The 24,320-nt window shown below is 35.9% G+C and carries 25 protein-coding genes, 1 tRNA gene and 1 riboswitch; of the genes, 20 read left to right on the top strand and 6 right to left on the bottom strand.

Features of this window, described 5'->3' with window-relative positions; all coding sequences use genetic code 11:
- The first annotated feature begins 38 nt into the window (after nt 1-38).
- On the top strand, nt 39-509 hold the full coding sequence (locus tag J9537_RS16710; RefSeq protein WP_010744200.1) for a MarR family winged helix-turn-helix transcriptional regulator: 471 nt from the start codon (nt 39-41) through the stop codon (nt 507-509).
- A 4-nt stretch (nt 510-513) separates the two neighbouring features.
- Complete coding sequence (locus tag J9537_RS16705) at nt 514-1,224, top strand: B3/B4 domain-containing protein (protein WP_028020121.1); 711 nt, start codon at nt 514-516, stop codon at nt 1,222-1,224.
- Between the two features lie 278 nt (nt 1,225-1,502).
- On the opposite strand, the gene J9537_RS16700 is transcribed toward J9537_RS16705, so the two are convergent.
- The 6 genes from J9537_RS16700 to J9537_RS16675 all read right to left on the bottom strand — a co-directional run bounded on the left by J9537_RS16700 (nt 1,503) and on the right by J9537_RS16675 (nt 4,970).
- Entirely contained in the window at nt 1,503-2,336 is an 834-nt protein-coding gene (locus tag J9537_RS16700; RefSeq protein WP_070509675.1) for a Cof-type HAD-IIB family hydrolase, read from the bottom strand.
- A gap of 145 nt (nt 2,337-2,481) precedes the next feature.
- Complete coding sequence (locus J9537_RS16695) at nt 2,482-2,889, bottom strand: hypothetical protein (protein ID WP_070509677.1); 408 nt, start codon at nt 2,887-2,889, stop codon at nt 2,482-2,484.
- A gap of 127 nt (nt 2,890-3,016) precedes the next feature.
- Nucleotides 3,017-3,111 (bottom strand) — tRNA-OTHER (locus J9537_RS16690).
- Nucleotides 3,112-3,168: 57 nt separating this feature from the next.
- On the bottom strand, nt 3,169-3,624 hold the full coding sequence (locus J9537_RS16685) for a pyridoxamine 5'-phosphate oxidase family protein (protein ID WP_070509679.1): 456 nt from the start codon (nt 3,622-3,624) through the stop codon (nt 3,169-3,171).
- A complete protein-coding gene (locus tag J9537_RS16680; protein ID WP_010744209.1) occupies nt 3,624-4,223 on the bottom strand; it encodes an ECF transporter S component in 600 nt (199 codons plus the stop codon). Before J9537_RS16680 ends, J9537_RS16685 begins: the two co-directional genes overlap by 1 nt.
- Nucleotides 4,224-4,351: 128 nt before the next feature.
- Nucleotides 4,352-4,466: riboswitch (FMN riboswitch) on the bottom strand.
- 84 nt (nt 4,467-4,550) lie between these two features.
- Nucleotides 4,551-4,970, bottom strand: a complete 420-nt coding sequence (locus tag J9537_RS16675) for a GNAT family N-acetyltransferase (RefSeq protein WP_083284987.1) — start codon at nt 4,968-4,970, stop codon at nt 4,551-4,553.
- 282 nt (nt 4,971-5,252) lie between these two features.
- Between J9537_RS16675 and J9537_RS16670 the strand changes: the two genes are divergently transcribed.
- The 18 genes from J9537_RS16670 (at nt 5,253) to J9537_RS16590 (ending at nt 24,300) form a co-directional block, all read left to right on the top strand.
- On the top strand, nt 5,253-5,534 hold the full coding sequence (locus J9537_RS16670; RefSeq protein ID WP_010744211.1) for a PspC domain-containing protein: 282 nt from the start codon (nt 5,253-5,255) through the stop codon (nt 5,532-5,534).
- A gap of 187 nt (nt 5,535-5,721) precedes the next feature.
- Nucleotides 5,722-7,449, top strand: coding sequence for a daptomycin-sensing surface protein LiaX (gene liaX / locus J9537_RS16665; protein WP_070509681.1), 1,728 nt, complete (start codon nt 5,722-5,724; stop codon nt 7,447-7,449).
- 17 nt (nt 7,450-7,466) lie between these two features.
- Complete coding sequence (locus J9537_RS16660; protein ID WP_070509683.1) at nt 7,467-7,757, top strand: PspC domain-containing protein; 291 nt, start codon at nt 7,467-7,469, stop codon at nt 7,755-7,757.
- Between the two features lie 380 nt (nt 7,758-8,137).
- Nucleotides 8,138-9,652, top strand: a complete 1,515-nt coding sequence (locus J9537_RS16655) for an AcpB/EbpR/MafR family transcriptional regulator (protein ID WP_070509685.1) — start codon at nt 8,138-8,140, stop codon at nt 9,650-9,652.
- Nucleotides 9,653-9,758: 106 nt separating this feature from the next.
- A complete protein-coding gene (locus J9537_RS16650) occupies nt 9,759-10,190 on the top strand; it encodes an Hsp20/alpha crystallin family protein (protein ID WP_010744215.1) in 432 nt (143 codons plus the stop codon).
- A gap of 490 nt (nt 10,191-10,680) precedes the next feature.
- Nucleotides 10,681-11,784, top strand: coding sequence for a tyrosine-type recombinase/integrase (locus J9537_RS16645; protein WP_070509686.1), 1,104 nt, complete (start codon nt 10,681-10,683; stop codon nt 11,782-11,784).
- A 534-nt stretch (nt 11,785-12,318) separates the two neighbouring features.
- On the top strand, nt 12,319-12,969 hold the full coding sequence (locus J9537_RS16640) for a helix-turn-helix domain-containing protein (protein WP_010744217.1): 651 nt from the start codon (nt 12,319-12,321) through the stop codon (nt 12,967-12,969).
- 63 nt (nt 12,970-13,032) lie between these two features.
- On the top strand, nt 13,033-15,408 hold the full coding sequence (gene secA2, locus J9537_RS16635; protein ID WP_070509688.1) for an accessory Sec system translocase SecA2: 2,376 nt from the start codon (nt 13,033-13,035) through the stop codon (nt 15,406-15,408).
- 38 nt (nt 15,409-15,446) lie between these two features.
- Nucleotides 15,447-15,860, top strand: coding sequence for a hypothetical protein (locus tag J9537_RS20700; protein ID WP_245001357.1), 414 nt, complete (start codon nt 15,447-15,449; stop codon nt 15,858-15,860).
- A gap of 26 nt (nt 15,861-15,886) precedes the next feature.
- Nucleotides 15,887-16,660 carry a SecY family transport protein gene (locus J9537_RS20695; RefSeq protein ID WP_245001356.1) on the top strand — a complete coding sequence of 258 codons (774 nt, stop codon included), beginning with the start codon at nt 15,887-15,889 and terminating at the stop codon, nt 16,658-16,660.
- Between the two features lie 24 nt (nt 16,661-16,684).
- A complete protein-coding gene (gene asp1, locus J9537_RS16625) occupies nt 16,685-18,283 on the top strand; it encodes an accessory Sec system protein Asp1 (RefSeq protein ID WP_010744220.1) in 1,599 nt (532 codons plus the stop codon).
- A complete protein-coding gene (gene asp2, locus J9537_RS16620; protein WP_010744221.1) occupies nt 18,276-19,862 on the top strand; it encodes an accessory Sec system protein Asp2 in 1,587 nt (528 codons plus the stop codon). The genes asp1 and asp2 overlap by 8 nt, the downstream gene beginning before the upstream one ends.
- A 31-nt stretch (nt 19,863-19,893) precedes the next feature.
- Nucleotides 19,894-20,838, top strand: a complete 945-nt coding sequence (asp3, locus tag J9537_RS16615; RefSeq protein WP_070509705.1) for an accessory Sec system protein Asp3 — start codon at nt 19,894-19,896, stop codon at nt 20,836-20,838.
- Nucleotides 20,839-22,284 (top strand): glycosyltransferase, encoded by a 1,446-nt coding sequence (locus tag J9537_RS16610; protein WP_070509690.1) that lies wholly within the window; start codon nt 20,839-20,841, stop codon nt 22,282-22,284.
- Nucleotides 22,274-23,125, top strand: a complete 852-nt coding sequence (locus tag J9537_RS16605) for a hypothetical protein (RefSeq protein ID WP_070509692.1) — start codon at nt 22,274-22,276, stop codon at nt 23,123-23,125. Before J9537_RS16610 ends, J9537_RS16605 begins: the two co-directional genes overlap by 11 nt.
- A 13-nt stretch (nt 23,126-23,138) precedes the next feature.
- Nucleotides 23,139-23,522 (top strand): hypothetical protein, encoded by a 384-nt coding sequence (locus J9537_RS16600; protein ID WP_010744225.1) that lies wholly within the window; start codon nt 23,139-23,141, stop codon nt 23,520-23,522.
- Between the two features lie 47 nt (nt 23,523-23,569).
- Nucleotides 23,570-24,016, top strand: a complete 447-nt coding sequence (locus tag J9537_RS16595; protein WP_070509694.1) for a hypothetical protein — start codon at nt 23,570-23,572, stop codon at nt 24,014-24,016.
- Between the two features lie 98 nt (nt 24,017-24,114).
- Nucleotides 24,115-24,300, top strand: a complete 186-nt coding sequence (locus tag J9537_RS16590; protein WP_010744227.1) for a hypothetical protein — start codon at nt 24,115-24,117, stop codon at nt 24,298-24,300.
- The last annotated feature ends 20 nt before the right edge of the window (nt 24,301-24,320 follow it).

Below are 24,320 nucleotides of genomic sequence, written 5' to 3'. Positions count from 1 at the left end.
AAATTATGATGAGTGTACATTCAGAGGGAGGATTAAAGATGATCGATGTATTACGCGATATTGGAAAAATAGCCAGAGCTCTGGATTCAATCGCCAATATCGAATTCAAGGATTATCAGCTTTCTAAGGGCCAGTACTTATATTTAATTCGAATATCAGAAAATCCCGGCATAATTCCAGATAAGTTAGCTGAGATGATTAAAGTTGATCGAACAACAGCAGCTCGCGCTCTTAAGAAGCTGGAGGAAAAAGGCTTGATTGAAAAGAAAGCAGATTTGCAGAATAAAAAAATTCGCCGTTTATTTATCACCTCTGACGGAGCAACGCTTGTTCCAATCATTCGTTTGGAAAACGAATATTCAAACCAGATAGCACTGGAAAATTTATCAGAGCAGGAAATTTTAGTTTTTTCCAAAACCTTAAAAACCGTTGTAGAAAACATCGATAAGGAATGGGTATCTGTCAAAAAAGGAAACAAACGGCCGTATTTAAAACAAGTAAAGGAGTAAGTACATGACAACATTTATCGCAGAGTCCTCATTTTGGGAGATTTTTCCAGAGGCACAGCTCAATGTATTGATCGTTAAAGGAATAAATAATAATCAACTAAAGGATCAAGAATCCTATCTAAAGGATTTGTTAGAGCAGGGACAAAGAGCCGCAAAGAAATTCATTCAAGAGGAGCCTTTTAGTCATAATTCAGTGATTGCAGAGTGGCGAGGAGCTTTTAGTCAATTCAAAACCAAAAAAGGTGCTCGTTCATCGATTGAAGCTTTACTAAAAAGGGTTAGTCAGAATCGTGAGTTTCATCCCATCAATCCTTTGGTAGATATTTATAATAGTATTTCGTTGGAGTTTGCGGTCCCTTGTGGCGGAGAAGATCTCGAGAGGATTGCAGGGAATATTCATTTAGGTAAAGCTTCAGGCGGAGAATCGTTTTTACCACTAGGCACTGAGTCAGATGCTCCGGCTTTACCAGGAGAAATCATTTACTTTGATGATGAAGGAGCTATTTGTCGCTGTTTAAATTGGCGAGAAGCACAACGAACGATGCTAACAGAAACCACTAAAGAGGCAATATTCTTTATGGAATCTGTCAATGCAGAACAAGCTCAGCATGCCAATCAAGCAATGAAGGAATTAAAAAAACGAATTACTGACTATTTTGGTGTGGAAGGGAAAGACTTTGTTATAGATGCACAACATCCACAGATGAATGATTAAAAAATGCAAGGATTCAGGTAGATAGTATAAGTTGTTCGCCGAAAAGTCAGTGTTTTTCAGCCAACTGGCTCTTCATAGAACTTCCGGTATGAATTCACACACAAGCTTGACCGAATGAGTCTCTACTAAATCCCATATACATTTTGCAAATTAAAGTATTCTTAACCCCTGTTCAATTTGAATTCAAAACTACATTTATTCATAAAAATATCGGTCTCCAAAAGTTAGATTTTTGCTCTAACTTTTGGGACCATTCAGTATAGGCTAATTTTTTCATTTTATAAATATTTTTCCAACCCTGCAGCAATACCATCCTCATCACAGGAGAGAGTAACATCATCAGCTACCGCTTTCAATTCCTCCACAGCGTTGCCCATCGCTACACCAATTCCAGCATATTCAATAATTGACCGGTCATTATGTCCATCGCCAAATGCGATCAAATTATAAGAATGAATGCCTAAGTCAGGAAAAACAGTATTCAGTGCTTTGGCTTTGTCGATCCCTTTGTCAGTAAACTCAAAATAGAAGGGTGCAGAAAATGCTGCGGTAACTGTCTCATCAAAAGGCGCGTGTATTGCTTTTACGTGTTCCTGAAGGTACTCAGGCTGTGCCGCAATCAAAATTTTATTGATTGGAAATGTGGCAAAGGCTGCTAAGTCATCAATCTCACAAAGCTTAAAATTCCCGCCGCGTGCTTCGTACTCAATGATATTGAAATCGCCGTCGGGTAATTTCAACGTATTGTTGTAAACGTCATTTACATAAAGATAATCTTCCTTGTCAATCATCGGCAGCACATCGAAATTTTTCAGATGTTCTAGAATTGATTGTCCCTTTTCAACACTCATTGCTTGATTAAAAAGCACTTCCTTTGTTTTGCAATCTGTCACTCGCGAACCATTATAAGAGACAAGATAACCTTCATATTTGGTCATTTCTAATTCTTTTGCAAGTGTGTACATTCCAGTAGTAGGGCGTCCTGAAGCTAAAATTACTTTAATGCCTTTCTCCTGAGCGGTAATTAAGGCTTGTTTTGTTTTTGCTGAAATTACTTTCTTCGAAGTTAATAAAGTCCCGTCGATATCCAAGACGATTGCTTTAATCTCCATTCCATCACATCCTCTGTCGTGTTACATTAAGTCTACAGTCGCCAGTAAATAATGTAAATGGTTTCATTTGTAAACGGCAGTGGAAAATGGAGAGGGATTTTTGGCATCGAATGTTTATTGAACGATGACTTGATAGAGGAGACTATCATTTTTCTTTCAGTTCAACCAAGCCAAATTTATAGGTAATAAATAGGTAAACCAAGCCAATACTTGTGCCAATTGCACCATAGACGGCATCAATAATATCTGCTGTATTTATAAAGCCTAACAACGTTTCGCAAATCAAATTTCCTAACAGGATCACTAAACCAAGCAGAGTAATCCAACGAAACTTTATTCCAGAAAGTAACCAAGTATGTCCAATTGCTAAGTAAAAAATCATACTCAAGGATAGATTAGAGATGTGTGAATGGATTTCAGCGTTGATAAGTACAAACGCTGGCATCGGCACACTAAGCCACCTGCCTACAGTTAGCAGCAAACCAATAAAAAGCAGCGAAAAGTAGACAATTAAAAACCTTTTCTTAATAGCGTATTTTTCTTCAATCTTCATTCCTTCACCTCAATAAAAATTATACAGTACTGGTAAGTGAAGACAACTAAAGAATAGATATCCTCTAGAGACTCAAAAAAGCGATCAAGATTGTTTTTACAATCCTGATCGCTTTTTACGATGCCAACGTGGATGACAGGAATCGAACCTGCACCTCGTATTAAATGAAACAAACCGTCGTTTTAAGTCCCATTTCTGAGTTTAAACACCAAGTTCATCCACGACTAAAGTGTACGATCCTTAGCTTATAGAAAGCTTAAAAGCAGGACTTTTTTTAGCCTAATCATAGTTCTCTATTTCAGCTTTTTCCTGATCAAAATCGATGAACAATTGAAAGCCCTTGTCATCTTGATCTTGATCCCAAATCTCGACCAGTTTTGGTACCACTTCAATCAGAATTTCACTCTCTTTGTGAGGATAAGCGTTGTAACTTTTCTCCCAATATTTTTGATACAGCTCTTGAAAGGATTGGTCCGGCTGATCTGCGACTAATCCATGATTGATAGCAATACCTTCGATTTGAATGCCCCAATAGCAAATTGCTACCCGGGGATTTTCCAATAGTTGTTTTGTTTTTCTGAAATTCTTATCCGTTTTAAAGAGAATTTTCCCTTCATGAATAATGACGCTGACATTTCGCACCATGACATGGTCATTCAAACTTGTCGCTAGCGCCATAATCTTCTTTCGACCAAGCTTTTGATAAAAATGTTTGACTGCTGCTTGAAATTCCACTATAAAAACTCCCGTCTAAGAAAAATTGAGCGTAAGCGATCCAGAGAAAAGTAAACGATCGCAGTAGTGACACCATATTTGATCAAATTAAAAGGAATGATCCCGATAATTACTAGTTTCCAAACGCTGTCCACCATGGGATTCACCGCTTGTGTCATAGCAATAATGGCTTCCATTGAAAGACCATACAGTTTGGTATAAAAAGGAATAATAAAATACACATTTGATAGACAAGCGACAAAAGTTACAACGGCGGTTCCCGTCAGCATTCCTTTTAAGGCAGAATTTTTAAACGTTGATCGCCGATACATCAGACTAGCAGGCAAAATGAAGCTGATACTTAGAATAAAATTTTGAATTTCTCCAGTAAACATTGAGGCTGTACCCACGGTAGCTAGTTTAATTAAGAGCTTGATTAACACGATAAAGATCCCAGCAACAGGTCCTAACAAAAAGGTCCCTAATAATTCCGGGACACCTGCCAAATCAAAATCCATAAATGGCGGCATAAAGGGCAGTGGGAACTTGAAGAGCATCAGTACATAGGCGAGAGCACCAAAAATTGCGATCATCACTAACTTTCTTGCAGTAAATTTCATTTCAACACACCTTTCTTAAAACATAAAAAAGAACCTTACAACAACATTTGCAAGGCACAGTCAAAGTAGAAAAAGGGTGTATTGATTCATCAAATAGCGTTTGTTATCTGAAGGATCAACAAACACACACTTTTCTTCTTCCATCCAGACTGTACTGTCGGTCTCAGAATTGCACTGAGTCAGCCAAAAGGCTCGCGGACTATCACCGCCGGTCGGGAATTAAACCCTGCCCTGAAGAACTTGTGTGTTTATTTTCACATGATATCAATGGAAATGCAAGCGTTTTTTTAAACGTATACATTTTTTGTTCGGTTTTACTCAAAATACTTAGCGATAAATCATCTGCCAATAAGCATCATGTACCTTTACTTCGTGCACTTTCTCCCAGCCTTCCTTTTCATAGAAGGCCAATGCGGGCGTATTGCGAGACAGACATTTCAAACGCATTGGTAGAGTTAGCTTCTTCTTGGCTTCGTTTAAAAGCAAATGCCCGATACCCTGTCCTTTGAAGCGGTCGTCTATAAACAAACAATGAATGAAACTATCTGGTACATATAAGGAAATAAAGCCAACGACTGCTTGGTTCGACTCGGCAACAAAGACACATTCATCCTCCGTATCACGATCAAAGTCTTCCATGTGCATCAACTCAGGATCGTCCCAATAAAATGTTTTTCTACGACTATCTAAATAAAGTTTACGCAGTCTTGGCTTGTCCTGCAGGGTCATTTCGCGAATTTGAATCAACTAAACGCTTCCTTTCAAAAAATTCATCCTATTTATAAAAGTTACTTTACCACACTTTACGAATGAAACTAGATTTAAATGTTTTGCACGAGCACTAGAAGAACTCCTACCAAATAACTAGACAAAAAATCGGCCTTTCGACCTATGACGAATCAATGCAGATTCTGCATAATAGAGACATAAGATAAAAACACATAGCAAACAGGAAAAGTAATGAACAGGTAGCATAAAAAATGCGTCCCTAAAAAAGTGTTTTTTGAAAATTCAAAGGAGAGAATGAAAATGAAAAAAATGATGAAATCACAAAACAATCGAGTATTAACGGGGACACTAGCGGGGATTGCAGAATATTTTGGTATTGATCCTACGATGGTTCGGGTAGCCTTTGTTCTCAGTGTCTTTTTCTTAGAAGGCGCACCGATTTTCCTTTACCTTCTATTAATGATGGTCATGCCAAAAGCGGGAAGTACTTCTCATGAATATAGACAACCTTATACTCAAACAACCAATAGCCAGCCGAAGCAAGCAGAAACAACCGCTGACGATGCATGGAGTGACTTTTAATTTTTAACAACAACGATTGCTATAGTCAATCTTTATTAATAAATCTAAGAGCGAACGGTTTAAAAACGGTTTGCTCTTTTTTCTTTTTATTGGTCAATGGAAAAAAGATAGTCCTTTCGACCCATGACGAGTTGAAAATGATTGTGCATAATAGGAACATAGAACAAATCGTTGAGGAGAGATCAGTATGAATGAACGGTCAAAAATCTTAGAATCAATTAAAAAAGGCATCCTATCTCCAGAAGAAGGATTGGATTTATTAGAAAGTCTTGGATTAAAAGAAACAGAGGGGGAAGGTGAAAAAGCCTCCCAATCAGAATCTGAAGCATCATCTGATTTAGAAGAAGTACCGCAGTCTGAAAATGAAACAAATATAGAAGAACCGGTATCCTTTGAAGAGAAAACCGATTTTGAAGAACAAACGGATTTTTCTGACTCCTTTCAGCCGGAAATAGACTTGGGCGAAGAAGAGTTGGACATTTCAGAGGAAGAAGCCGTTGAGGAAATATTTGAACAGGAACCAGAAATACAAATTCCAGAAGAAGCCATCGAAGAAGAAAAAAAGCACTCCTCTGATAGTGTTGCTAGTATGATTGATGAATGGGAAAATAGTGCGGAGCCTGAGTCAAAAGAAAGTGATCCAGTAAGGTCAAAAATTGATGAGTTTGATGAAGCGCTGCAAACCAAAGTAGAGACATTACGAGAAAAAAAAGAAATATTTAGAGAATTAAATCTAGAGGCTGAATTGGGAATTATCTCAGCAGAAAATGAAGCTCTTTATAAGCAAATGAAGGTTGAATTGAAGGAACTTGAAGAGGAAATCGAGTTATTAAAGCATGAGCGAAAAGCGATAGATGAGGATCTGCTTGCTTCACCAGAAAGACCATATGTATCAGATGGCTTCTTTGAAGTTCCTGATGATTTTGAAGAGCAAAAATACCGGCCGATGGATCGTCCACAGGTGGAGCCGAACGACTGGGCTAGTCGGATTGGACGAGTGGTGAATCGTGCAGCAAAAACAGTGAATGATACGGTCAATAATAGTGATTTTGACTGGAAAAGTATCAATAAAAAGTTTTATGGGACAGCGAAAACTCATTTCACGCATCAGTTTATCTTCGAAGACATTGATGCCCAGACCATTGATATTAAATTAGCAAAGGGAAAGGTCATTCTGAAAACTTGGGAGGATGAAGCGATTAACGACATCAAGGTTGAAGCATCCGTTGCTCTGCTGGGGCAAATGGACGAACCAGATCCTGTCGATGCATTCTTAGAACGTAGTCGAATTGATGTGAATAACTATCAAGTTTTGTTTCACGTACCCAATAAAAGAGTTGATGCGAAATTGACCTTTCATCTACCCAAGCGGCAATACAATAACTTATCCGTTCGCTTATTGAACGGGGACTTAATGATTGAAGAGCTTGTGGCAAAAAATGCTGCTATTAAAGCAACGAATGGGACAATACTGATTAAAGCACTGGATTCTTCCATGTTGGAAATTGAAGGTACAAACAATGAAGTCGAGATTCGTGAAGGTGAAATTTTAGACGCGTCAATTGAAACAGTAACAGGAACAATTATTTCAAGAGCAGATACCGTTCGATCAGAGTATTCAATAATCAATGGGGACATTAAACTAACTGCAAAAAATAATAACTTGAAGAAAATCGAAGCGCAATCGGTCAATGGCGATGTTAAAGTATCACTGCCGCAAGCAGTCGGTATCGAAGGTTCTGCAAAAACAGGAATCGGAACCATCAACTATCGCTTTGCAAATTGTGAAACCATGCAGGAAAGAAATGGAGATACACAAAAAATTCTACATTTCCAACGAAAAGCAGGAGAGTCAGCACAAATCGAAGTCTCCTCTAAGGCAGGAAATATTTTCTTGAAAGATTATGATAAATAGAGAGGAAATAACTAAAAATGAAAAAAAGAATGGCAAAATCACAAACGAATCGGATGATAACGGGAACAATCGCGGGGATCGCGGAATATTTTGGGATTGATCCAACCATCGCGCGAGTCATCTTTGTATTTATCAGTATCGTTTTAGTAGGAGCACCTGTCTTTTTATATATTTTATTGGCACTGATCATTCCCAAAGCAGATGGCAGAAATGCGCAGTATGAAGCGAGCTATGATCGACCACGAAAAACTAAGGCACAACGAAAAAAAGCTGAAGCAGAGGACGAGGAAGTTTGGAGCGACTTCTAAAAAATCTATGAATATCGAACGGCATTTCTTTAAGGGATGTCGTTTTTTTTTTAGCGAAAAAAAGGAGTAGGCTATAGCTTTTTTTTGCTGTTTTGGAAGTGCAAACCCAAAGCGTTTTATTGCATAAATTTCTTATAAACAATAGTTGGTAAATAGTATTAAATTGATAATAATTAATGAAATAAAAACTTTTAAAAATATACTCATATTTATGTGTAAAAACACTATATATACGAATTGAAAAAGGGTAAAATAAATATAATGTAGGACCATTTATCTTTTAAATGATGTTAGTTATTTTATATTCATTGAAATAGCTTTCAGGGAACGTCCAGTAGTGGTTAAAAAAGTCGTATTCAAACTAATTTGGAGGGGAAATAATGGATTTTCGCCAGGTTTTGGGAGTAAGTAACAGACGTAGAACAAGACTAGTAGAGATACTGTATTACAATCGTGAGGGAACTTCAAGTGAGCAGTTGACTAGTGAATTGCATTGTTCATTACCAGTCTTATTGAACGATATTAATTTGATAAATACACAACAGGATAGTTTCTTTGTTGAGAAGGACAAAGGTGTCTATCGTGTCAAGCTGAAGGAAGACATCAGCATAGGGAAGCTTTACTCATCCGCTTTAACAACATCACCGGAGTTTCAAATTTTGGAACAGCTGCTATACGAGCAACATGATAATATTGGTTCATTATCAAAAGCGCTATTTTTAAGCTCGTCAAATACACAACGATACTTGAAAAAAATGGAAGATATCTTGCAGCAGGCCGATATTAAATTGTGCTACAGACCATTACGTTTAGAGGGCAGAGAAAGTGTGGTTCGCCATTTCTTTTTCTTATATTTTATTGAGAAGCAATACGCGTTGAAGACCGTTCTGCCAGATGTAAAAGAGTATCAATTGAGTGCGATTGAAAAATTTGTTCAGGAATTTACTGAGATTAATGGGCTGCACAAAAAATATATTTATCAGAAACGGATGACCTATAATGTTTTCATTAGTTTATGGCGTATCAAAAATGGACATCCGTATCCTAAGGAAGAGTTACGAACAAATGGTTTGGTACTGCCGACGGACGAAACGGCAAAGCTTTTTAGAGATATGGTCTCTGAAGCTTATCAACTGAATCTAACTGAAGAAATGATGCGTGATTGTCTATGGCTTTCCTTCTCCGACGCCATTGTTTTTAGTAAAGAACATCGAGAATTGGCTCTGAAGGATAATCCGCGGTACAAAGAATTATTTATGGCCCATCGAACAATGACGGAACAATTTACACAATTAATGGTAGGCTCTTTTGAAGAAGAACGAATACTTGAGATTACCACGCTGTTAGTTAACGACCATTATTTGTTTGACGAAAAGGGCGAATTTTTAACTATTTTACGGAAAAGCCGAGCAATCTTTATAAAAATGGTAAAAATCATGCATAAGCAGTCGGTCGAGAAGGTGTTGGGTATTGCAAAGGAGTTTGTAAGAACTCATAAGATCTATCAAAGTGAGGATTTTATTATTAATTATGCCTATTTGCTGCTGACTGCCGAAGCAGACAGTTTAGAGCGCTTAGCTTCTCAAGAGAACACGGTTCACTTATTAATTCTTTCAGACCTTTCGCCTACGGAAGAAGAGTTTATCACAAACGTTATCTCACAAATTGTTTATGGGAATTTTGAGATTCATCACTTTAAGGATGCATGGTATGGCGAAGAAGAAATGAACAAGAAAATACTGACCTATGATGGCTTAATCACTACAGGGTCAAGAGAAGACTTGCCGAAAGATTTTCCAATGGTTTTAATGGACCCGTATGTCACACCACAAGCCATCGTTGCAATTCAAAATTTAGTCAATGAGCTATCCGAACGAGAAAATATCCAGAATTAGTCCTCTTAGATCTACAATTAATTACAATTGTTTATACTTGAATTTTCAGTAGCTGCGAGTAAAATTATAAGTGAAGGAAGACAAAAAAAGGAAAGGAATGGTCAAAATGGCTAACAACATGATTCCTCGTCGCTCTGATTTATTTGACATGACACCTTTCAATTTTTTTGAGGACTTTGGACGGAATTTTTTTGAAGGTTTCAAAGGCAATATGGTTAAAACAGATATTCATGAAACAGACAAAGAGTATGTATTAGAAGCAGAACTGCCAGGAATTCCAAAAGAAAATATTCAAATCAACTACGAAAATGGTGTGCTGACAATTGAAGGACAACACCAGACAGACACCCAATCCGAAGACGATAAAGGCAATTTGGTAAGAAGTGAACGAAGCTTTAGCAGTGTTCGCCGCCAGTTTGCGATTCGGGACATTCGAGAAGAAGAGATAAAAGCAGAGTATAAAGATGGTATTTTAAAAGTAACAATGCCAAAAGCAGCAGAAAAATTGGAGCACAAAAAAGCTATTCCAATTGAGTAGCTCTGAGAATTTTTTAAAGCCCTACTAGTTGATAGTAGGGCCTTTTTATATACAGAAAGTATTTCTTAATTATGCTGAGGAATCTTTAGTTCTTGTATGTTAGTAAAAAATTTTGAAAGAAATATACTTTTTGACTATATTTTCAGGATCAACTGGTTTTATTTGTATAATCAAAGCTATAAAGAATTAAAAAAGTAGAATCATTTTTCAATTTTTTATTTGCTTGGTCTTATAAAAAACTAGAAAATGATTGTTATCTAGAAAATTAAATTAACTTATTTGTTTATCGTTTTAGAATCGTTTTATAATGCTATTATAAAATATAGATTAGATTTAATCAATATTATTCATATAATTAATCATATCTGAGTTTTCAAAATCTTAATTTGTAAAAAGAGTATGTAATTTTTATATTTTTAAAGGATTAATTAGTCAATTGAAGAAAAAATGTGCCGTCATTTAAGCCGTCAAAAATAGGAGGATTTTGTCTATGAGAAAAGGGGAAAACATATATTTACGAAAGGATGGACGATGGGAAGGAAGATATTCAAAAGGCAGGAAAAAGGATGGAAAAATAAAATATGGGTATGTTTATGGAAAAAGTTATACTGAGGTTCGAGAAAAAATTTTTCCTTTAAAAATTCAATACCACACACTGCAAAAAGTTCATGGTATCTCCTGCGAATCATTTGAGGAATGGGCGATAAATTGGCTCGGAAATGTGCAACATGAAGTTAAGCCAGCCACATTCTCAAGCTATTACTACAAAATGTACAAATACATTCTGCCCACACTTCGCGATATACCTTTGAACGAATTATCAAAGGAGCAAGGAAAAATCCTGCTTAAGGAACTTTCTGGAAAGCTATCCCGTTCAACAATTCAAGTGATTTTTAGAATTTTAAATAAATGTGTGAACAACGCTAAAAAAAATGGGAAAATCTTTTCAAATCCTTTTTCCCAGATCCAACTACCAAAGGTAAAGAGAAGGAAAGTGAATGCTCTAACGCGTTCGGAGCAAAAAAAAATAATGGAAATAGCATCCGTAGAGAAAAATGAAAGAGGGCTACCTGTGTTACTAGCTTTACATTCTGGTATGCGAATTGGAGAAATTTCAGCATTACGTTGGTCCGACATTGACTTTGAATCCAATTTAATTCATGTGAACAACACTTATCAGAGAATAGGACTATCTTTAGGAAACAAACGTACACAACTGTTATTTGCTGATTCTAAGACTGAATCTTCGGTACGAATGATCCCCATGACAAGACCATTAAATAAATTACTGCTTAATCATAAAAAGACAGTTAAAGGTGAATTTGTTTTTTCTACTAATGGACAACCAACGGAGCCGCGATTGTTGTCTTACTATTTTCATAAGATCAGAGAAAAGGCGAATTTGCCTAAGATACACTTCCATCAATTAAGGCATACATTTCCTACACGTTGCCTAGAGATGAAAGGAGATATTTCTTCTGTCAGTGCCCTTCTGGGTCATGCCTCTACCCAAATGACATTAGACACTTATGTACATGCCCTATTAGAGCAAAGATATCAAGTAATAGCAAAAATGGAAAACTGGGTAAGTTAGTAAAACGTTTTAAAAAAAGAAGGTGTTTATATTCGGATAAAAAAATTTACTTTATTAGGAAAGCGCTTTCCAAGTACCGTAGAACTTGAAAATAGATTCTTTGAAATCTAATTTTTTTGATTTAAAATAGCATTCCTTTTTTCTCAATAGTGAAAAAAAGAATTAAGCCGTCATTCGACGTCATGTTCAGCTCAAATCTCTTGATACACAAGATGTTGAGCTTTTTTTCTAGTTTTTTATAAGACCAAGAACTTTTTTTTATACTTAAAAACAAAAATTTATTGAGATAAGTATGAAAAATGGAATGATTGATTAACTATCAAAACAATTGTTTAAACGTAAAATTTTTGAATCATTTTTTGGAATGTGGTGAAAAAATAAAACAACAAGTCTCAATATATAATAACAAATATTCTCTACAAAACAAAAAGGATTTCTTTCCAATTGAGTTTTATGTTTATCGTTGGAATGTGTTTGAGAAAAAAGACCTGTTTCATAAAAAAAGAAACTACTAAAGAAAAAAGGAAGATAAAAATGAATGTATTGATTTTGACAAAGTGTATTTTTGCGGAAGAAGAGTTAGTTAGAAAGCTAAGTATGCTTGGGCACGAAGTATTTTGTAGCAGTAAATTATTAAAAGGATTAACAGTGAAAACATCCATTTATCCGGTGATTAACTATTTTCCTATTATCGTTTTTAGTGAAACGGTATCTGATGAAGAGGTAGATCAGATTCTAAAAAACGAAACGGTACAAGCAGCAAGTTTTTTTAGGAAAGCAACAACTTTTTTGGGAAATTACAAAAGTCAAAGCAGTGACTTTTTAAGTATGTTGTTTATGGATGAACCGTTAGAAGAGATAGGAAAAAAATTGAAGAGAAACCAAATGAATAGTCAAGAAAAAAACAGTCTGAATGTTTTGTCTTTTGATATTAGAGATCTAGATACCATGTTGCTGTTAAGCAAGCAAGAAAAACAGGTTTTTGAAATTTTGTATAACGCAAAGGGAGGATTAATTTCAAGAGAAGAGATATGCGAAAAAGTTTGGTCTCAAGTGACAAAATCTAACTTAGCTCAGACGTCAACCATTGTGAAACGGATTAAAGTGAAGCTTGAAGAATCGGGCTTTGTTAATTGCGATTTACAAACTATTTGGGGAAAGGGATATCGAATAGTGAGCGATTAAATTGTTAGAGATTATTGTTATCTAGAAAGTTTTTAGAAAAATAAAAAGAGTAGCGAGACTGACATGAGAGATAAACATTTAAAAAAGTATAAAAAAATTGCAGATCGAATTATTAAACTTTTACCCACATATCGAGCAATGTCAGATAGTGAATTACAAAAGCAAACAATGTTGCTAAGGGAACGGGTAAAGAATGGCGAAAAGATAGAGAAATTGCTTCCAGCAGCCTATGCCGTGGTCGCCGAAGCGGACAGACGTGTATTGGGGTTAGAGCCCTATTACGTACAAATATTAGGCGGGATTGCTTTATTTTTTGGAAATGTAGCGGAGATGAAAACAGGTGAAGGGAAAACATTGACCGCTACAATGCCGATGTATTTAAGAGGCATTATGGGAAAAGGCAATTTCTTGATTACTTCAAATTCCTATCTAGCTTGGAGGGATGCCGAAGAAGTTGGGAAAGTTTATAGATGGTTAGGATTAACGATCTCTGTTGGTGTTCCGAAAGATGCTAGCGAAGAAGAGATTGATAAAGAAGCTGTCTATGGTTCGGATATTGTTTACACCACACATAGTGCCTTAGGGTTTGACTATCTATTTGATAACTTAGCGACAACTATAGAGGAACAGTACGTTAATAAGTTTAATTACGTACTAATTGATGAAATTGATGCCATCTTACTTGATATGGCGCAGACGCCGTTAATTATCTCTGGTGCACCTAAAGTGCAATCTAATCTGTTTGAAACCTCTGATTGGTTTGTAAAAAGTCTCAGAGAAGGAGAGGATTTCTTAAGAAGTGAAGATAAAAGAAATGTTTGGTTCACAGATGATGGAATAGTAAAAGCTGAAACATATTTTGGTATTCAAGGGATTCTTACAGAAGAATGGCGGGATTTATATCGACATCTGGTTTTGTCGCTAAGAGCTAATCAACTATTGGAAGAAAATCGCGACTATGTAGTTGAAGAGGGAGAAATACTACTTCTGGATGAGGCAAACGGAAGGAAGTTAATTGGAACAAAATTACAAGCAGGATTACATCAAGCGATTGAAGCAAAAGAAGGTGTAGAAATTACCAATGAAACACGCTCAATGGGTTCCATCACTTATCAAAATCTATTTAAGAAATTTAAAATTTTATCTGGAATGACAGGAACAGCAAAGACGGATGCCGAAGAATTTCGCGAAACCTACAATGTAAATGTCATTCAGATACCAACCAATAAGCCTATTAAAAGAGTAGATCATGCTGATGAGGTATACGTAACGAATAAGGCGAAAGTGTTATCTTCATTGAGAGTTGTAAAGGATGCTCTTCAAAAAGATCGTCCTGTCTTGGTCGAAACAGGTTCTGTAGCAATGTCGAATCTATACTCATTACTACTGCTTCAGCAAAAAATTCCTCATAATATTTTGAACGCTACGACAGTCGCAAAAGAATCCTTAATTGTATCTGAAGCCGGAAGAAAGGGTGCAGTTACGGTTGCAACTTCAATGGCTGGAAGAGGAACAGACATAAAACTCGATGAGGAAGCGAGAAAAAATGGTGGCTTGTTAGTTTTAGGGACGGAAAGAATGACAAGTGACCGTATTGATTACCAGCTTAGAGGACGGGCAGGACGACAAGGAGATCCTGGCGATACCATTTTCTTTGTTTCGATGGAGGATAAAATTGTTGTAGAAAGTGCACCTAAATGGGTAGCGAAGTCCAGAAAAAAATTAATTGAAAAGAATGAACATGCGCCAAGCAGCGACAATCAACCGTTGAATGAAAAGAAGTACGAAAAAATCATTAATAAGTCACAGGCGAATCGGAAAAATCAGGAAGTTGAAAGTCGAAAAAATATTCTTGAATATGACGAGATTATCAGTGTACAGCGAGAAAAAATTTATTCCGCTCGAAATAATGTGATGGAAGGCTCCATAATCTTTTTAGAAGAACTCATCCAACGTGCAAAAAGTCAGGTGATCGAGGCGTTTGTTTCAAATAAGAATAATTTGAATAGAAACGAACTGATTGATTTCATTTACAACAATATTCAATACAACTTTGATTCGTCTTTATTTGATCAGGAGCTTAAGGAATATAGTAAGAAAAGTGTGACTGAATACTTAAATATGCTGATTGCAAGACAAATTGAAGAAGTGCAAATAAAAATTCCAGACAGCTTTCAACAGCTCTACTTCAAGAGGATTGTCATTTTGAAAGCAGTTGACGCGATGTGGATCGAACAATCAGATAATTTACAGCAATTAAAATCTGTTGTGAATGGAAGAAGTTGGGGTCAGCACAGACCAATCTATGAATTCCAAATTGAAGCAAGACGATCCTTTTTTGAAATGAAGGAGGAAATATGGCTAAACATCCTTAGAAATTTACTATTATCGGATTTAGTTTACAATTCCGATGGTTCTATTGATGTAGATTTTCCTTAGTTCAGCTGTAGATGAGTATTAAAAAAAGGACGGTAACCATGAAAAACAATAAAGAAATAGTCAAACGAATTTGTTGGAGCATCCTACTGCTTACAATAGTGGAATTTGGGAAAAAAATTGATGTTCCAGGATTTTTAACTATTCCACAAGAGGGATCACAAAACCTAATCATTCGCTTTTTATCAACGACAACCGGAGGGAATTTAGCTAAACCAACACTACTCTCTCTTGGTATGGGACCTTATATGACAGCTTTGATCATCTGGACCACAATAAGCATGATTGATACCGATAGAATTAACAATCTTTCAATTAAACAAAGGGGCTATATTCAGCGAGTACTGACGCTCATTTTCGCTATTGCACAAGGGATTGCCTTGATGTTCAAATTTGAAAATCTGATTGATTATAAATCCTTTCCTGACGTAAATAAGCTCACCTTTTTTGTGTAGCAATTCTCATACTAACAACAGGAGCGATGTTTGTTTCTTGGCTATCAGATATCAATAGTGAAAAGGGCGTCGGAGCACAAAGCTTATTTATTTTACCGGGATTGATTTCTAATATTCCTGCCATGCTCGTATCTGGACAAAGCGGGACCTTGAGAATTAATAGCAGTTTTATTATCGGCTTGCTGATTATCACTCTGATTTATATTGTTGTAACGGTATTTCTATACAATTCAGAATATCGAATCGCTATTCAACGAACAGGAATAGATAGTAAATTCAATCATTCATACATCCCGATTCGATTATTAACTGCAGGGGCCATGCCTTTTATGTTTGCGGTAACAGTTTTTTCAATTCCACAATTATTGCTATTGAACGATCGATGGACTAATACTCTTTTTTCTAGTGTCCTTTCAAGGCTTTTTTCTTTTAATACGGTTGAAGGAATAATTACCTATGGGATCATTCTTTATGCATTGGGGATGGGGTTTAGCTATATAAATGTTCGTCCTCATGACATCGCTAAGCATTTAAAGGAATCAGGAGATTATATATATGAAATAGTTCCTGGTGCAGACACTGAGACGTATATTAAAAAGAAACTATCGACTATAGCAATGGTAGGGAATTCTTATCTAGTAATCGTCTCCCTTGTTCCATTATTTATTGGGTTAAAAATAGAAATTATAGCAAATCTGGCCTTCTATTTTGGGAGTGTCTTCATGTTGATTATCATTCTGGATACGCTCACCCAAGAAATTAGGTTCATTTTTTCGAAACGAAATTACAATATTTTTTAGCGAGAAGCAGGAGTGTACAAATTCATGATTTACTTAATCCCGAATTGGAAACAGGCGGACAATAATTTAGAGAATGACCGGATTTTAAATATTACAAGACTTTTTGCAGAAAGTGGCGAGCAATACAAATTATTTTTATTGAATTATCTGCCTTTTTTAAGGTATAAGGCGCAGGAGTATTCATTGTTTTCTGACTGCTACTGGCGAGCTTATGATGTCATTCAAAACGTTTCCTTAGAAGAAGGGCATCCACTGAGCATAGAGGACTTATGCTTTCCAAAGGATGTCGAAAGTGTCTATACCCCTTTTGGGATGGTGCTTCTTCAAAACAATCAATCCTATGGGGAAGTAACCTATAACAAGTATGGCTGTATTGAGCGTGTGAAGTTTTTTGAATCAGATGGCTACTTCATTGATTATTACGATGACCGTGGGTTTTTATCACAAAAAGAATTCGCATCAAAATCAAATAAAATATATAAACGAGAGTATTTCAATGAGTACGGTGAAAAAACAGTCACAGAGCTCCTAGGTGATAATCCGGAGATAATCATCGAAGAAGCAGGAAACGATCAATTGAAAAAGACCAAATTTTTCACAATGGATGAGGTCGTATCGGCTGTTCTGCAAATAGAGTTTGAGAAAAACAAAAAGAATGACAAGAAGATTCTCACAACGACGGACGAGGATGTACTTAAAGCGACACAGGTTCTTCAGGAGAAAGAATCACTTGTTCGAATTGTCTCAGATGACAACGTTCTTCGTGAGTATAATAGAGAACTTTTTATAAATTGCATGAAAACTGCAAAGTCAATTGTCACAGACACATCCGCCAAGCATCGAGAGCTACTTTCAGTAAGAAAAGCTTATCCAGCATTAAGCAACACCTCAATTCATACTATTCCAATGTTCAATACCGAATTGGATTTAGGAATGAGTAATTCAGTTGCGCAGCTGATTATGTATTGGCGAGCAACTCAGTTATCGGATGTTTTATTTGAAGCAAATGAGGTTTTGATTAAGAACCTAATCAGCAATACCAAGTACAGTTTAATTATCGAAGTGAGCACAATACTTGATCAAAGTAAATTTCAGGAACTTCAAAAAGATTTTATTGATGGTTACTTTGATGTCGATAGTGAGTCTGAAGATTTTAAAAAAGCAGCACACTTTATTGAAGCTAAAAGGACGAAGCATTTGTATAAGGCAGATGAACTTGCTATTGAAGAAATTCGAAAAACGGATTCATGGAAAAATTTGGTAAAAGCAATTGATGTTTATAATCGAATCGAATTTCGAGTTCAGCCAACACTTTTGTCCATTAGAAATGATTTTCAGAGAACAAGACTTTATATCGATATCAGTGATAAATACGATTTACAGATGCAGTCATTGGCGATCAGCGCAGGGATCCCTCAGATTACGAAAGCGAAAACTGATTTTATCGAAGACTATAAAAATGGTCGTATTATAAGGAGAATCTCTGAACTAGAACCAGCATTGAGTTACTTTTTAGAAAATTTAAGTAACTGGAACAATGCGTTAGTTAAAAATGTAACGATAATTGAGGATTTTAGTCCACAAATCATACTAGAAAAATGGAGGCAGGCGTTGAATGGCTAAGAAAATTAATCTTTTTCACATCGGAAAAAAAGCAGCAGAGAATGTAGATCAGCTGTCCTCCAAATTTCAATACAAGTGGTTGCCTAGTAATTATGATTTTTCTCAAGATGAAAATGAGACAGGGATATTTATTGAGGGTCAGTTTAACACAGCTTTTGGAAGAGCTATTTTTATTTTAGAATCGCATGCGGAACTTCTTGTATCAAATAGTCATTTATTAGTACAGTTGCCTGCTTATCAAATTTTTTACGACAACGAGGCAGTTATTTCGAGTGAAATAGAAAAAATACTGACCTTAAAGCAAGCCATTTCTGTTGAAATGAAGGAAATGGGCCAGGTTTTTCAATTTATCAATCAACAGTACTTAGTTAGACAATCCGGCTATAAATTGTCAAATGACTTTATCAAAGTGCAACCGAATTTTGATGGAACTATCCAAAAGTGTGGAAATTCCTACGTGGAGCTAAATGGAAATTTTTCAAAAGAGTTTCGACAAGTAATTTCTTGGAAGATGACAAATCTCATCAAAGCAGATGAAAAAATGGAGTTTTTTTCGGAGGTAGGTGTTCTTTCAGGAGAAATAGAACTATTATTCAAAATATTTCTAGTGAAAGAGAATACTTCGCAAGTTGTTCAAGTGATTGAAGTTCCATTAGCTCGGCTTCAGCAAGGAGAAAAAATTACTTTTAAGGAGCAGGTGAATACGTATATTAACGTTTCCTTGTATGCGCGAGGAGGTACTGGAAAACTTCGAGTTAGTCAAGTACACGTTCGGAAAGCATTAGCAGATAGTAGTTCAATGATTCCTGGTGGAAAAAAAATCATTGATTCAGAAAATCTAACGGGAGAAGTTTTCTACTATTTTAATGCGGGAGATTTGAAACCACCATTAGCCGTTTACTTCTCAGGTTATCGACCTGCGGAAGGATTTGAAGGGCGAAGGATGATGAGCAGCATGGGAGGAGGCCCCTATATGTTGATTGCAGATCCTAGATTAGAAGGTGGAAATTTTTACTTAGGCAGTAAGGCCTTTGAACAGAAAATTGTCGAGACTATTCAGGATAAATTAAAGCTTTTAGGATTTACATCTGCGGACCTCATTTTATCTGGCTTATCTATGGGAACATTTGGTGCCCTTTATTATGCAAGTGATTTAAGACCGAATAGTGTCATTATCGGTAAACCATTAGCCAATATTGGAACAATTGCATTGAATGAACGCGTTTTAAGACCGAATGGGTTTCCAACTTCTTTAGACATGCTTTTTTACAATACTGGAGAATCATCCATCCAGGCGGCAGAAAGATTGAATAAAAAGTTCTGGGATAAGTTTTCTGCTGGAGATTATAGTCATACTACTTTTGCAGTGGCGTATATGAAACAGGATGACTATGACAAGGATGCCTTTCCGCAACTTTTTAAGGTATTAAAAGAGAACCGTTCTACTGCCAGAGTGTTGTACAAGGGGCTAACCGGCAGACATAACGATAATAGTACCGGAATAAATAAGTGGTTTTTAAAACAATATCGAAATATCTTATTCAATAGTTTCCAAAGAATCATGGATGATTTTGAATAACAAGCGGGGTGAGGTCTTGGAAAATTTTTACATGATAAAGTGGGGAACTGATTTTAGTGACAATTATAATTACGGAGCTAGAATAGAGCTGTTAAAAAATGATTTTGTTCGTTTTTCTTCTCCATTTATGCCCGCAGGAACGCCTATAAAAGTATGGCAGTCAAAAACGGAATACCACGCAGATCGAAAGTCGCCTATGCTTCCTATTTTAATGAACGGAAAGGAATACAGAATAGTGTTGGAGGCAGAGTTTGATAATGCTGATGCAGGTCAATTGACCATTGAATTTTTTGATGTCAATCAGGATTTAATTGATAAAGTTCATTTTCAAGATTTAACAGGAAACTTTACTTATCCAGAGAACGCTGTCACGTACAAGGTTCAGCTGGTCAATAAAAAACATGAGTTTATTATCTTTAAGTATTTATTGATTTTTAGCGAGCCGCTCAAGGAACAATATGAATTCAAATTAAACAAGAATTTAAGTGTTCTTTTTTTTAAAGCCAAGCATTCCTATGAAGGATTAAAGACGACGGTCGTTGTTTTAAAAAATTCAAAGTACGTGACGAGTTTAGAGATAAACGAGTACAGAAATTATTTTTTTCTATTGAGTAATGAGTCGGAAGGCGATTGGCTAGAAGCAGCAACCTATGTAGTGGATCGACTTCAATCAATCCCTAAAAGCTCACCGATTGAGATTAACAGAGGTCTTCGTTTCAATAATTTGGATCATAAAAATCGAGCGTTACCATGTATATTAGAAAAACTCATACCTAGGTGCAAAATACATGAGATGCCAATACACACAGAGAATCGTTCTGCTCTTTTGAAGGAAAAAGCATTTTTGAATCATTATCAAACCACTATTTTACAGGCAATTGTTTCGATTAAGAAAAGAAATTCGTCGTTTGTGGACATGTCCACATCTCGAGATTCTGCAAATAGTCAGAAAAACACGATCAGGAGGGAAGGATAAATGAACTTTTTTATAAATAAAGCAATGGGGATTGGAAATTCTGGTGTGGAGCATGCACAGTTTTATCGAGCAAAATGTTTCGAAAAGGTTCAGCTTCCATATAAATATGTATTTGTGGAGCTGGTAAAAAATCTACACGAAGCCATGGAAGCTTGGCGTATACCAGATAACAAAGTCATTAACATGTGGGAATACTTTGTTTTTGGAAATGAGTATTTAAAAAAAGGAGCAACAAAAACATATGAATACAAAGAAGAGATTCTTCTAGATTTTACAAATACACATCGGACGAAAGAGACAATCACATCGTCTGGGATGTTTATTGTAGAACATTTGGAAAAATCGCCAAGTAAAAAAAAGGAAAACTTATTATTAGTCTCCACGTATAAGACGGAAATATTTGATTATAAAACGTTGGAAAGAAAAGTAATGTTTGAATACATCGATGATAAACACCGAGGAAAGCTGATCAGTAATATCCATCTTTTTGATTTCGAAGGAGAACATTTATTTTTCCGAACAGAAGTATTGCTGCAGCGTTTCTTCTTTGAGTGTTTGGCTAAACAATTTTCAGGAGTCAAAAATTATTTTGTTGATCGTGGGCAGGAAGCTGAATCGGCATTATTTAATCATAAGCCTGAGGGAACAAATATTATTGAAATTATTCATGCAGACCATCTCTCAGATCGGGATGTTCCTTCTGCCCCATTATGGAATAACTATTATGAGTATCTATTAACGCATATGGGGATGGTTGATCGAGTCGTTGTGGCTACAAAACTTCAAAGGGAAGATTTATTAATAGATTTTCCCAAGGAAACTGGAAAAATTTGCGCGATTCCAGTTGGAGGCATCCGGGATCAGGCTATTCAACAAGAAAGCGAACCTTTCAAAAATAAACCGATTCAGAAGTTTATCACTGTCTCGCGTCTGGCATCAGAAAAGCATATCGATATTGTTATCAAAGCGATTTGTGATGCTAGGAAACAATTTCCAATGATTTCTTTAGATATTTATGGTCAGGGTGGAGAAGATAATAAGTTGCGCGAAGTAATCAAAGAATTGAAGGCGGAGACTTTTGTAAAACTAAAGGGACACTCCAATCAAATAAGTCAAGTCTATCCAAATTACGATGCCTTTATTTCTGGTTCTTATTCAGAAGGGTTTGGCCTAACGTATATTGAAGCATTAGATGCAGGATTGCCGATTGTGACTTTTAAAGCGAGATTCGGCGCGTTAGAACTAGTAAAAGACGGAGTGAATGGATATTTAAAGGATTTTTCTCGTACAGATGAAGAATACAGCCGTGAACAACTGAAGGAGGGAATTCTTCAATTGCTGAAGGCAAATCATCAAGAAATAGTCAACAATACAAGAATATCGGTTAGGGACTATCAGGATTCAATTATTGCGAACCAATGGAAGGAGCTTATCAATGGATTATGAGTTAGTGAGTGTAATTAAACCAACAAATAATATCTGGCAAAGCCAAAAAAAGCGATTAATTACTAATAAGGGAAAAGTTATTTCACTTTCTCCTAGCCCGACGTTTAACAAGTTAAAAGAATCTGAAGGCGTTGAAGGAATAAATATTTTAGATCATCTCACTCAACGAAACCATCATTCAAATGCCTTTCTCTTTTTTAATCAAATTCCAACAGTTTCAACAGCGGAAGTTTATATGAATGAAGATCGAAGTATCTCTGTAATTAATGATGGAGATGAAATCGGACAGGTCGTGACGTACCCAGAAACACGCCGCCATGTGAAAGAAGTCAACTATCTGAATAGGGATGGTACGACAGATTTCATTGAAGAGTATGCAGATGACGGAGCACTTTATAGCAATATTCATTTTTTTAACGACGCTGTCCAAGAAATTGATTTTTTTGATAGTCAGCAACATCCGATTGTCCAATATTTTTTTTATGAGGGACAAATTAACTTAGTGACTATAAGAGATAAAAATACAGGAAAGGTTTCTAATAAATATAGCAGTCTTGTCCAGTTTTTAGCGGATCAAGTAGCAAATATTGTTACTGAAGAAGACCGTGTGTCGATCGCTTATATGGGATTGGAACTTTTTTCGTTGTCCCAAACAAAGTCGGACAATGTGCTCTATTTGAGCGAATCTCCCTTTACTAATACCGGTGATATTAAGGAAAACTTATTGAGCATACTTGAGAATAGGATTTCTTATATCAAAGAAGTAAAGATGTTAAAAACACAGTACCAAAAATTGACAAATAAAAATGTTTGTTTAGATAAAGTAACTATTATTGATTAAGGAGTTTCTAACTATGACGATTCCAGCAGAAAAAGTTTTCAAGAAGATTCAAGAGCTAGTCAATGAAAATCCCGATTCGCTGTTAAATTTTGATCAGGAACAAGAGAGAGCAGAAACATTGCTAGAGCAGCAAAAGAAACAATTAACAATCATGCAGGCGATCAACGAACAAATCAAGCAATTAGCTGGTAGCCAAGCAGCGATTGATCAAATTAAACAGCTAAAAACAGATTTTAATGGTCTTTTCGAAGAATACAAACAAGAATATGCAGCACTACAAGAAATATTGTTAACGTTGAGGGTCTCATATGATACCGAAAAGATCATCGCTAAGCAATACGTTATTAATGAAAATGAAAAAATTATTTTGAGTATCGTGAATGAAATAGAAAAATAGCCCCTCAGGTTAAACGCTTTTTTTGAGGACATGAAGGAGAGAAAATAATGGATACAGTGATACCAGCAGACGAGCTTTTATTAAGTATGAATGAAATGATAGAAAAGCATTCATCGTCCTTACTAGATTTTGCAACGGAGCAGAAAAATGCGTCAGATATAGTCACTAAGCAGCATGATAAGGTGAATCAGTTACAAAAGCTGCATCAAGAAATGACGAACATGCTTAATCAATCAGACACAACGATTGAAACTATTAAAACGATGAAGGAGCGTTTTAATCAGGTTCATAAAGAATACATGGACGAATATCTTTTGTTGAAGGAAATTTATTTAACAATTTCGGTGTCATTTAAGACGGAAAAAGATGTTTTGAAACATTGCTTTTTTGTAGAAAGTGAGCAGGCTCTTTCTAAAATTATAGAAAAGACCACTGATCAAAATTTACAGATTGCTCAATTAAGTGAAAATATACAGGTACTTGGAGAAGCATAGGGTCCTTTTTCGATACAGTGAAAATGGAACTCTCTAAAAAGGATCCCTCTCAACAAATTTTATATCCTTTTAGAGAAGATTTTTTAGGAGGGCAGCAAATGAAAAAAGATCAGTTATCACGAGAGATAGAAGAAAAATTTAAGCAGGAAAGCAATAAGGTTATAGATAATGCTGAGGATAAGGACAAACATTCTAAATTGCTGACTATTATTATTTCAGTAATTATGTCCAGTGTTATCTTAGGATCACTTGTCTATTCTTTGATTGAGTCGATTGGAAGGTAAGTATGTAATTAATCCTTTTG

The sequence above is a fragment of the Enterococcus raffinosus genome, assembly GCF_019175485.1.
In the GTDB taxonomy this organism is placed as follows: Bacteria; Bacillota; Bacilli; order Lactobacillales; family Enterococcaceae; genus Enterococcus_A; species Enterococcus_A raffinosus.
The sequence above is the reverse complement of the archived record's forward strand: the minus strand, read 5'-3'. Positions and strand labels throughout refer to the sequence as shown.

Excerpts from the sequence above, each read along its gene's own strand:
- J9537_RS16705 (WP_028020121.1), top strand. The coding sequence starts at position 514 with ATGACAACATTTATCGCAGAGTCCTCATTTTGGGAGATTTTTCCAGAG.
- asp3 (WP_070509705.1), top strand. The coding sequence starts at position 19,894 with ATGATAAAGTGGGGAACTGATTTTAGTGACAATTATAATTACGGAGCT.
- J9537_RS16660 (WP_070509683.1), top strand. The coding sequence starts at position 7,467 with ATGAAAAAAAGAATGGCAAAATCACAAACGAATCGGATGATAACGGGA.
- J9537_RS16650 (WP_010744215.1), top strand. The coding sequence starts at position 9,759 with ATGGCTAACAACATGATTCCTCGTCGCTCTGATTTATTTGACATGACA.
- J9537_RS16605 (WP_070509692.1), top strand. The coding sequence starts at position 22,274 with ATGGATTATGAGTTAGTGAGTGTAATTAAACCAACAAATAATATCTGG.
- J9537_RS20695 (WP_245001356.1), top strand. The coding sequence starts at position 15,887 with ATGTTTGTTTCTTGGCTATCAGATATCAATAGTGAAAAGGGCGTCGGA.
- J9537_RS16600 (WP_010744225.1), top strand. The coding sequence starts at position 23,139 with ATGACGATTCCAGCAGAAAAAGTTTTCAAGAAGATTCAAGAGCTAGTC.
- J9537_RS16655 (WP_070509685.1), top strand. The coding sequence starts at position 8,138 with ATGGATTTTCGCCAGGTTTTGGGAGTAAGTAACAGACGTAGAACAAGA.
- J9537_RS16645 (WP_070509686.1), top strand. The coding sequence starts at position 10,681 with ATGAGAAAAGGGGAAAACATATATTTACGAAAGGATGGACGATGGGAA.
- J9537_RS16680 (WP_010744209.1), bottom strand. The coding sequence starts at position 4,223 with ATGAAATTTACTGCAAGAAAGTTAGTGATGATCGCAATTTTTGGTGCT.
- J9537_RS16700 (WP_070509675.1), bottom strand. The coding sequence starts at position 2,336 with ATGGAGATTAAAGCAATCGTCTTGGATATCGACGGGACTTTATTAACT.
- J9537_RS16610 (WP_070509690.1), top strand. The coding sequence starts at position 20,839 with ATGAACTTTTTTATAAATAAAGCAATGGGGATTGGAAATTCTGGTGTG.
- J9537_RS16710 (WP_010744200.1), top strand. The coding sequence starts at position 39 with ATGATCGATGTATTACGCGATATTGGAAAAATAGCCAGAGCTCTGGAT.
- asp1 (WP_010744220.1), top strand. The coding sequence starts at position 16,685 with ATGATTTACTTAATCCCGAATTGGAAACAGGCGGACAATAATTTAGAG.
- J9537_RS16695 (WP_070509677.1), bottom strand. The coding sequence starts at position 2,889 with ATGAAGATTGAAGAAAAATACGCTATTAAGAAAAGGTTTTTAATTGTC.
- J9537_RS16670 (WP_010744211.1), top strand. The coding sequence starts at position 5,253 with ATGAAAAAAATGATGAAATCACAAAACAATCGAGTATTAACGGGGACA.
- J9537_RS16595 (WP_070509694.1), top strand. The coding sequence starts at position 23,570 with ATGGATACAGTGATACCAGCAGACGAGCTTTTATTAAGTATGAATGAA.
- secA2 (WP_070509688.1), top strand. The coding sequence starts at position 13,033 with ATGAGAGATAAACATTTAAAAAAGTATAAAAAAATTGCAGATCGAATT.
- asp2 (WP_010744221.1), top strand. The coding sequence starts at position 18,276 with ATGGCTAAGAAAATTAATCTTTTTCACATCGGAAAAAAAGCAGCAGAG.
- liaX (WP_070509681.1), top strand. The coding sequence starts at position 5,722 with ATGAATGAACGGTCAAAAATCTTAGAATCAATTAAAAAAGGCATCCTA.
- J9537_RS16640 (WP_010744217.1), top strand. The coding sequence starts at position 12,319 with ATGAATGTATTGATTTTGACAAAGTGTATTTTTGCGGAAGAAGAGTTA.
- J9537_RS16590 (WP_010744227.1), top strand. The coding sequence starts at position 24,115 with ATGAAAAAAGATCAGTTATCACGAGAGATAGAAGAAAAATTTAAGCAG.
- J9537_RS20700 (WP_245001357.1), top strand. The coding sequence starts at position 15,447 with ATGAAAAACAATAAAGAAATAGTCAAACGAATTTGTTGGAGCATCCTA.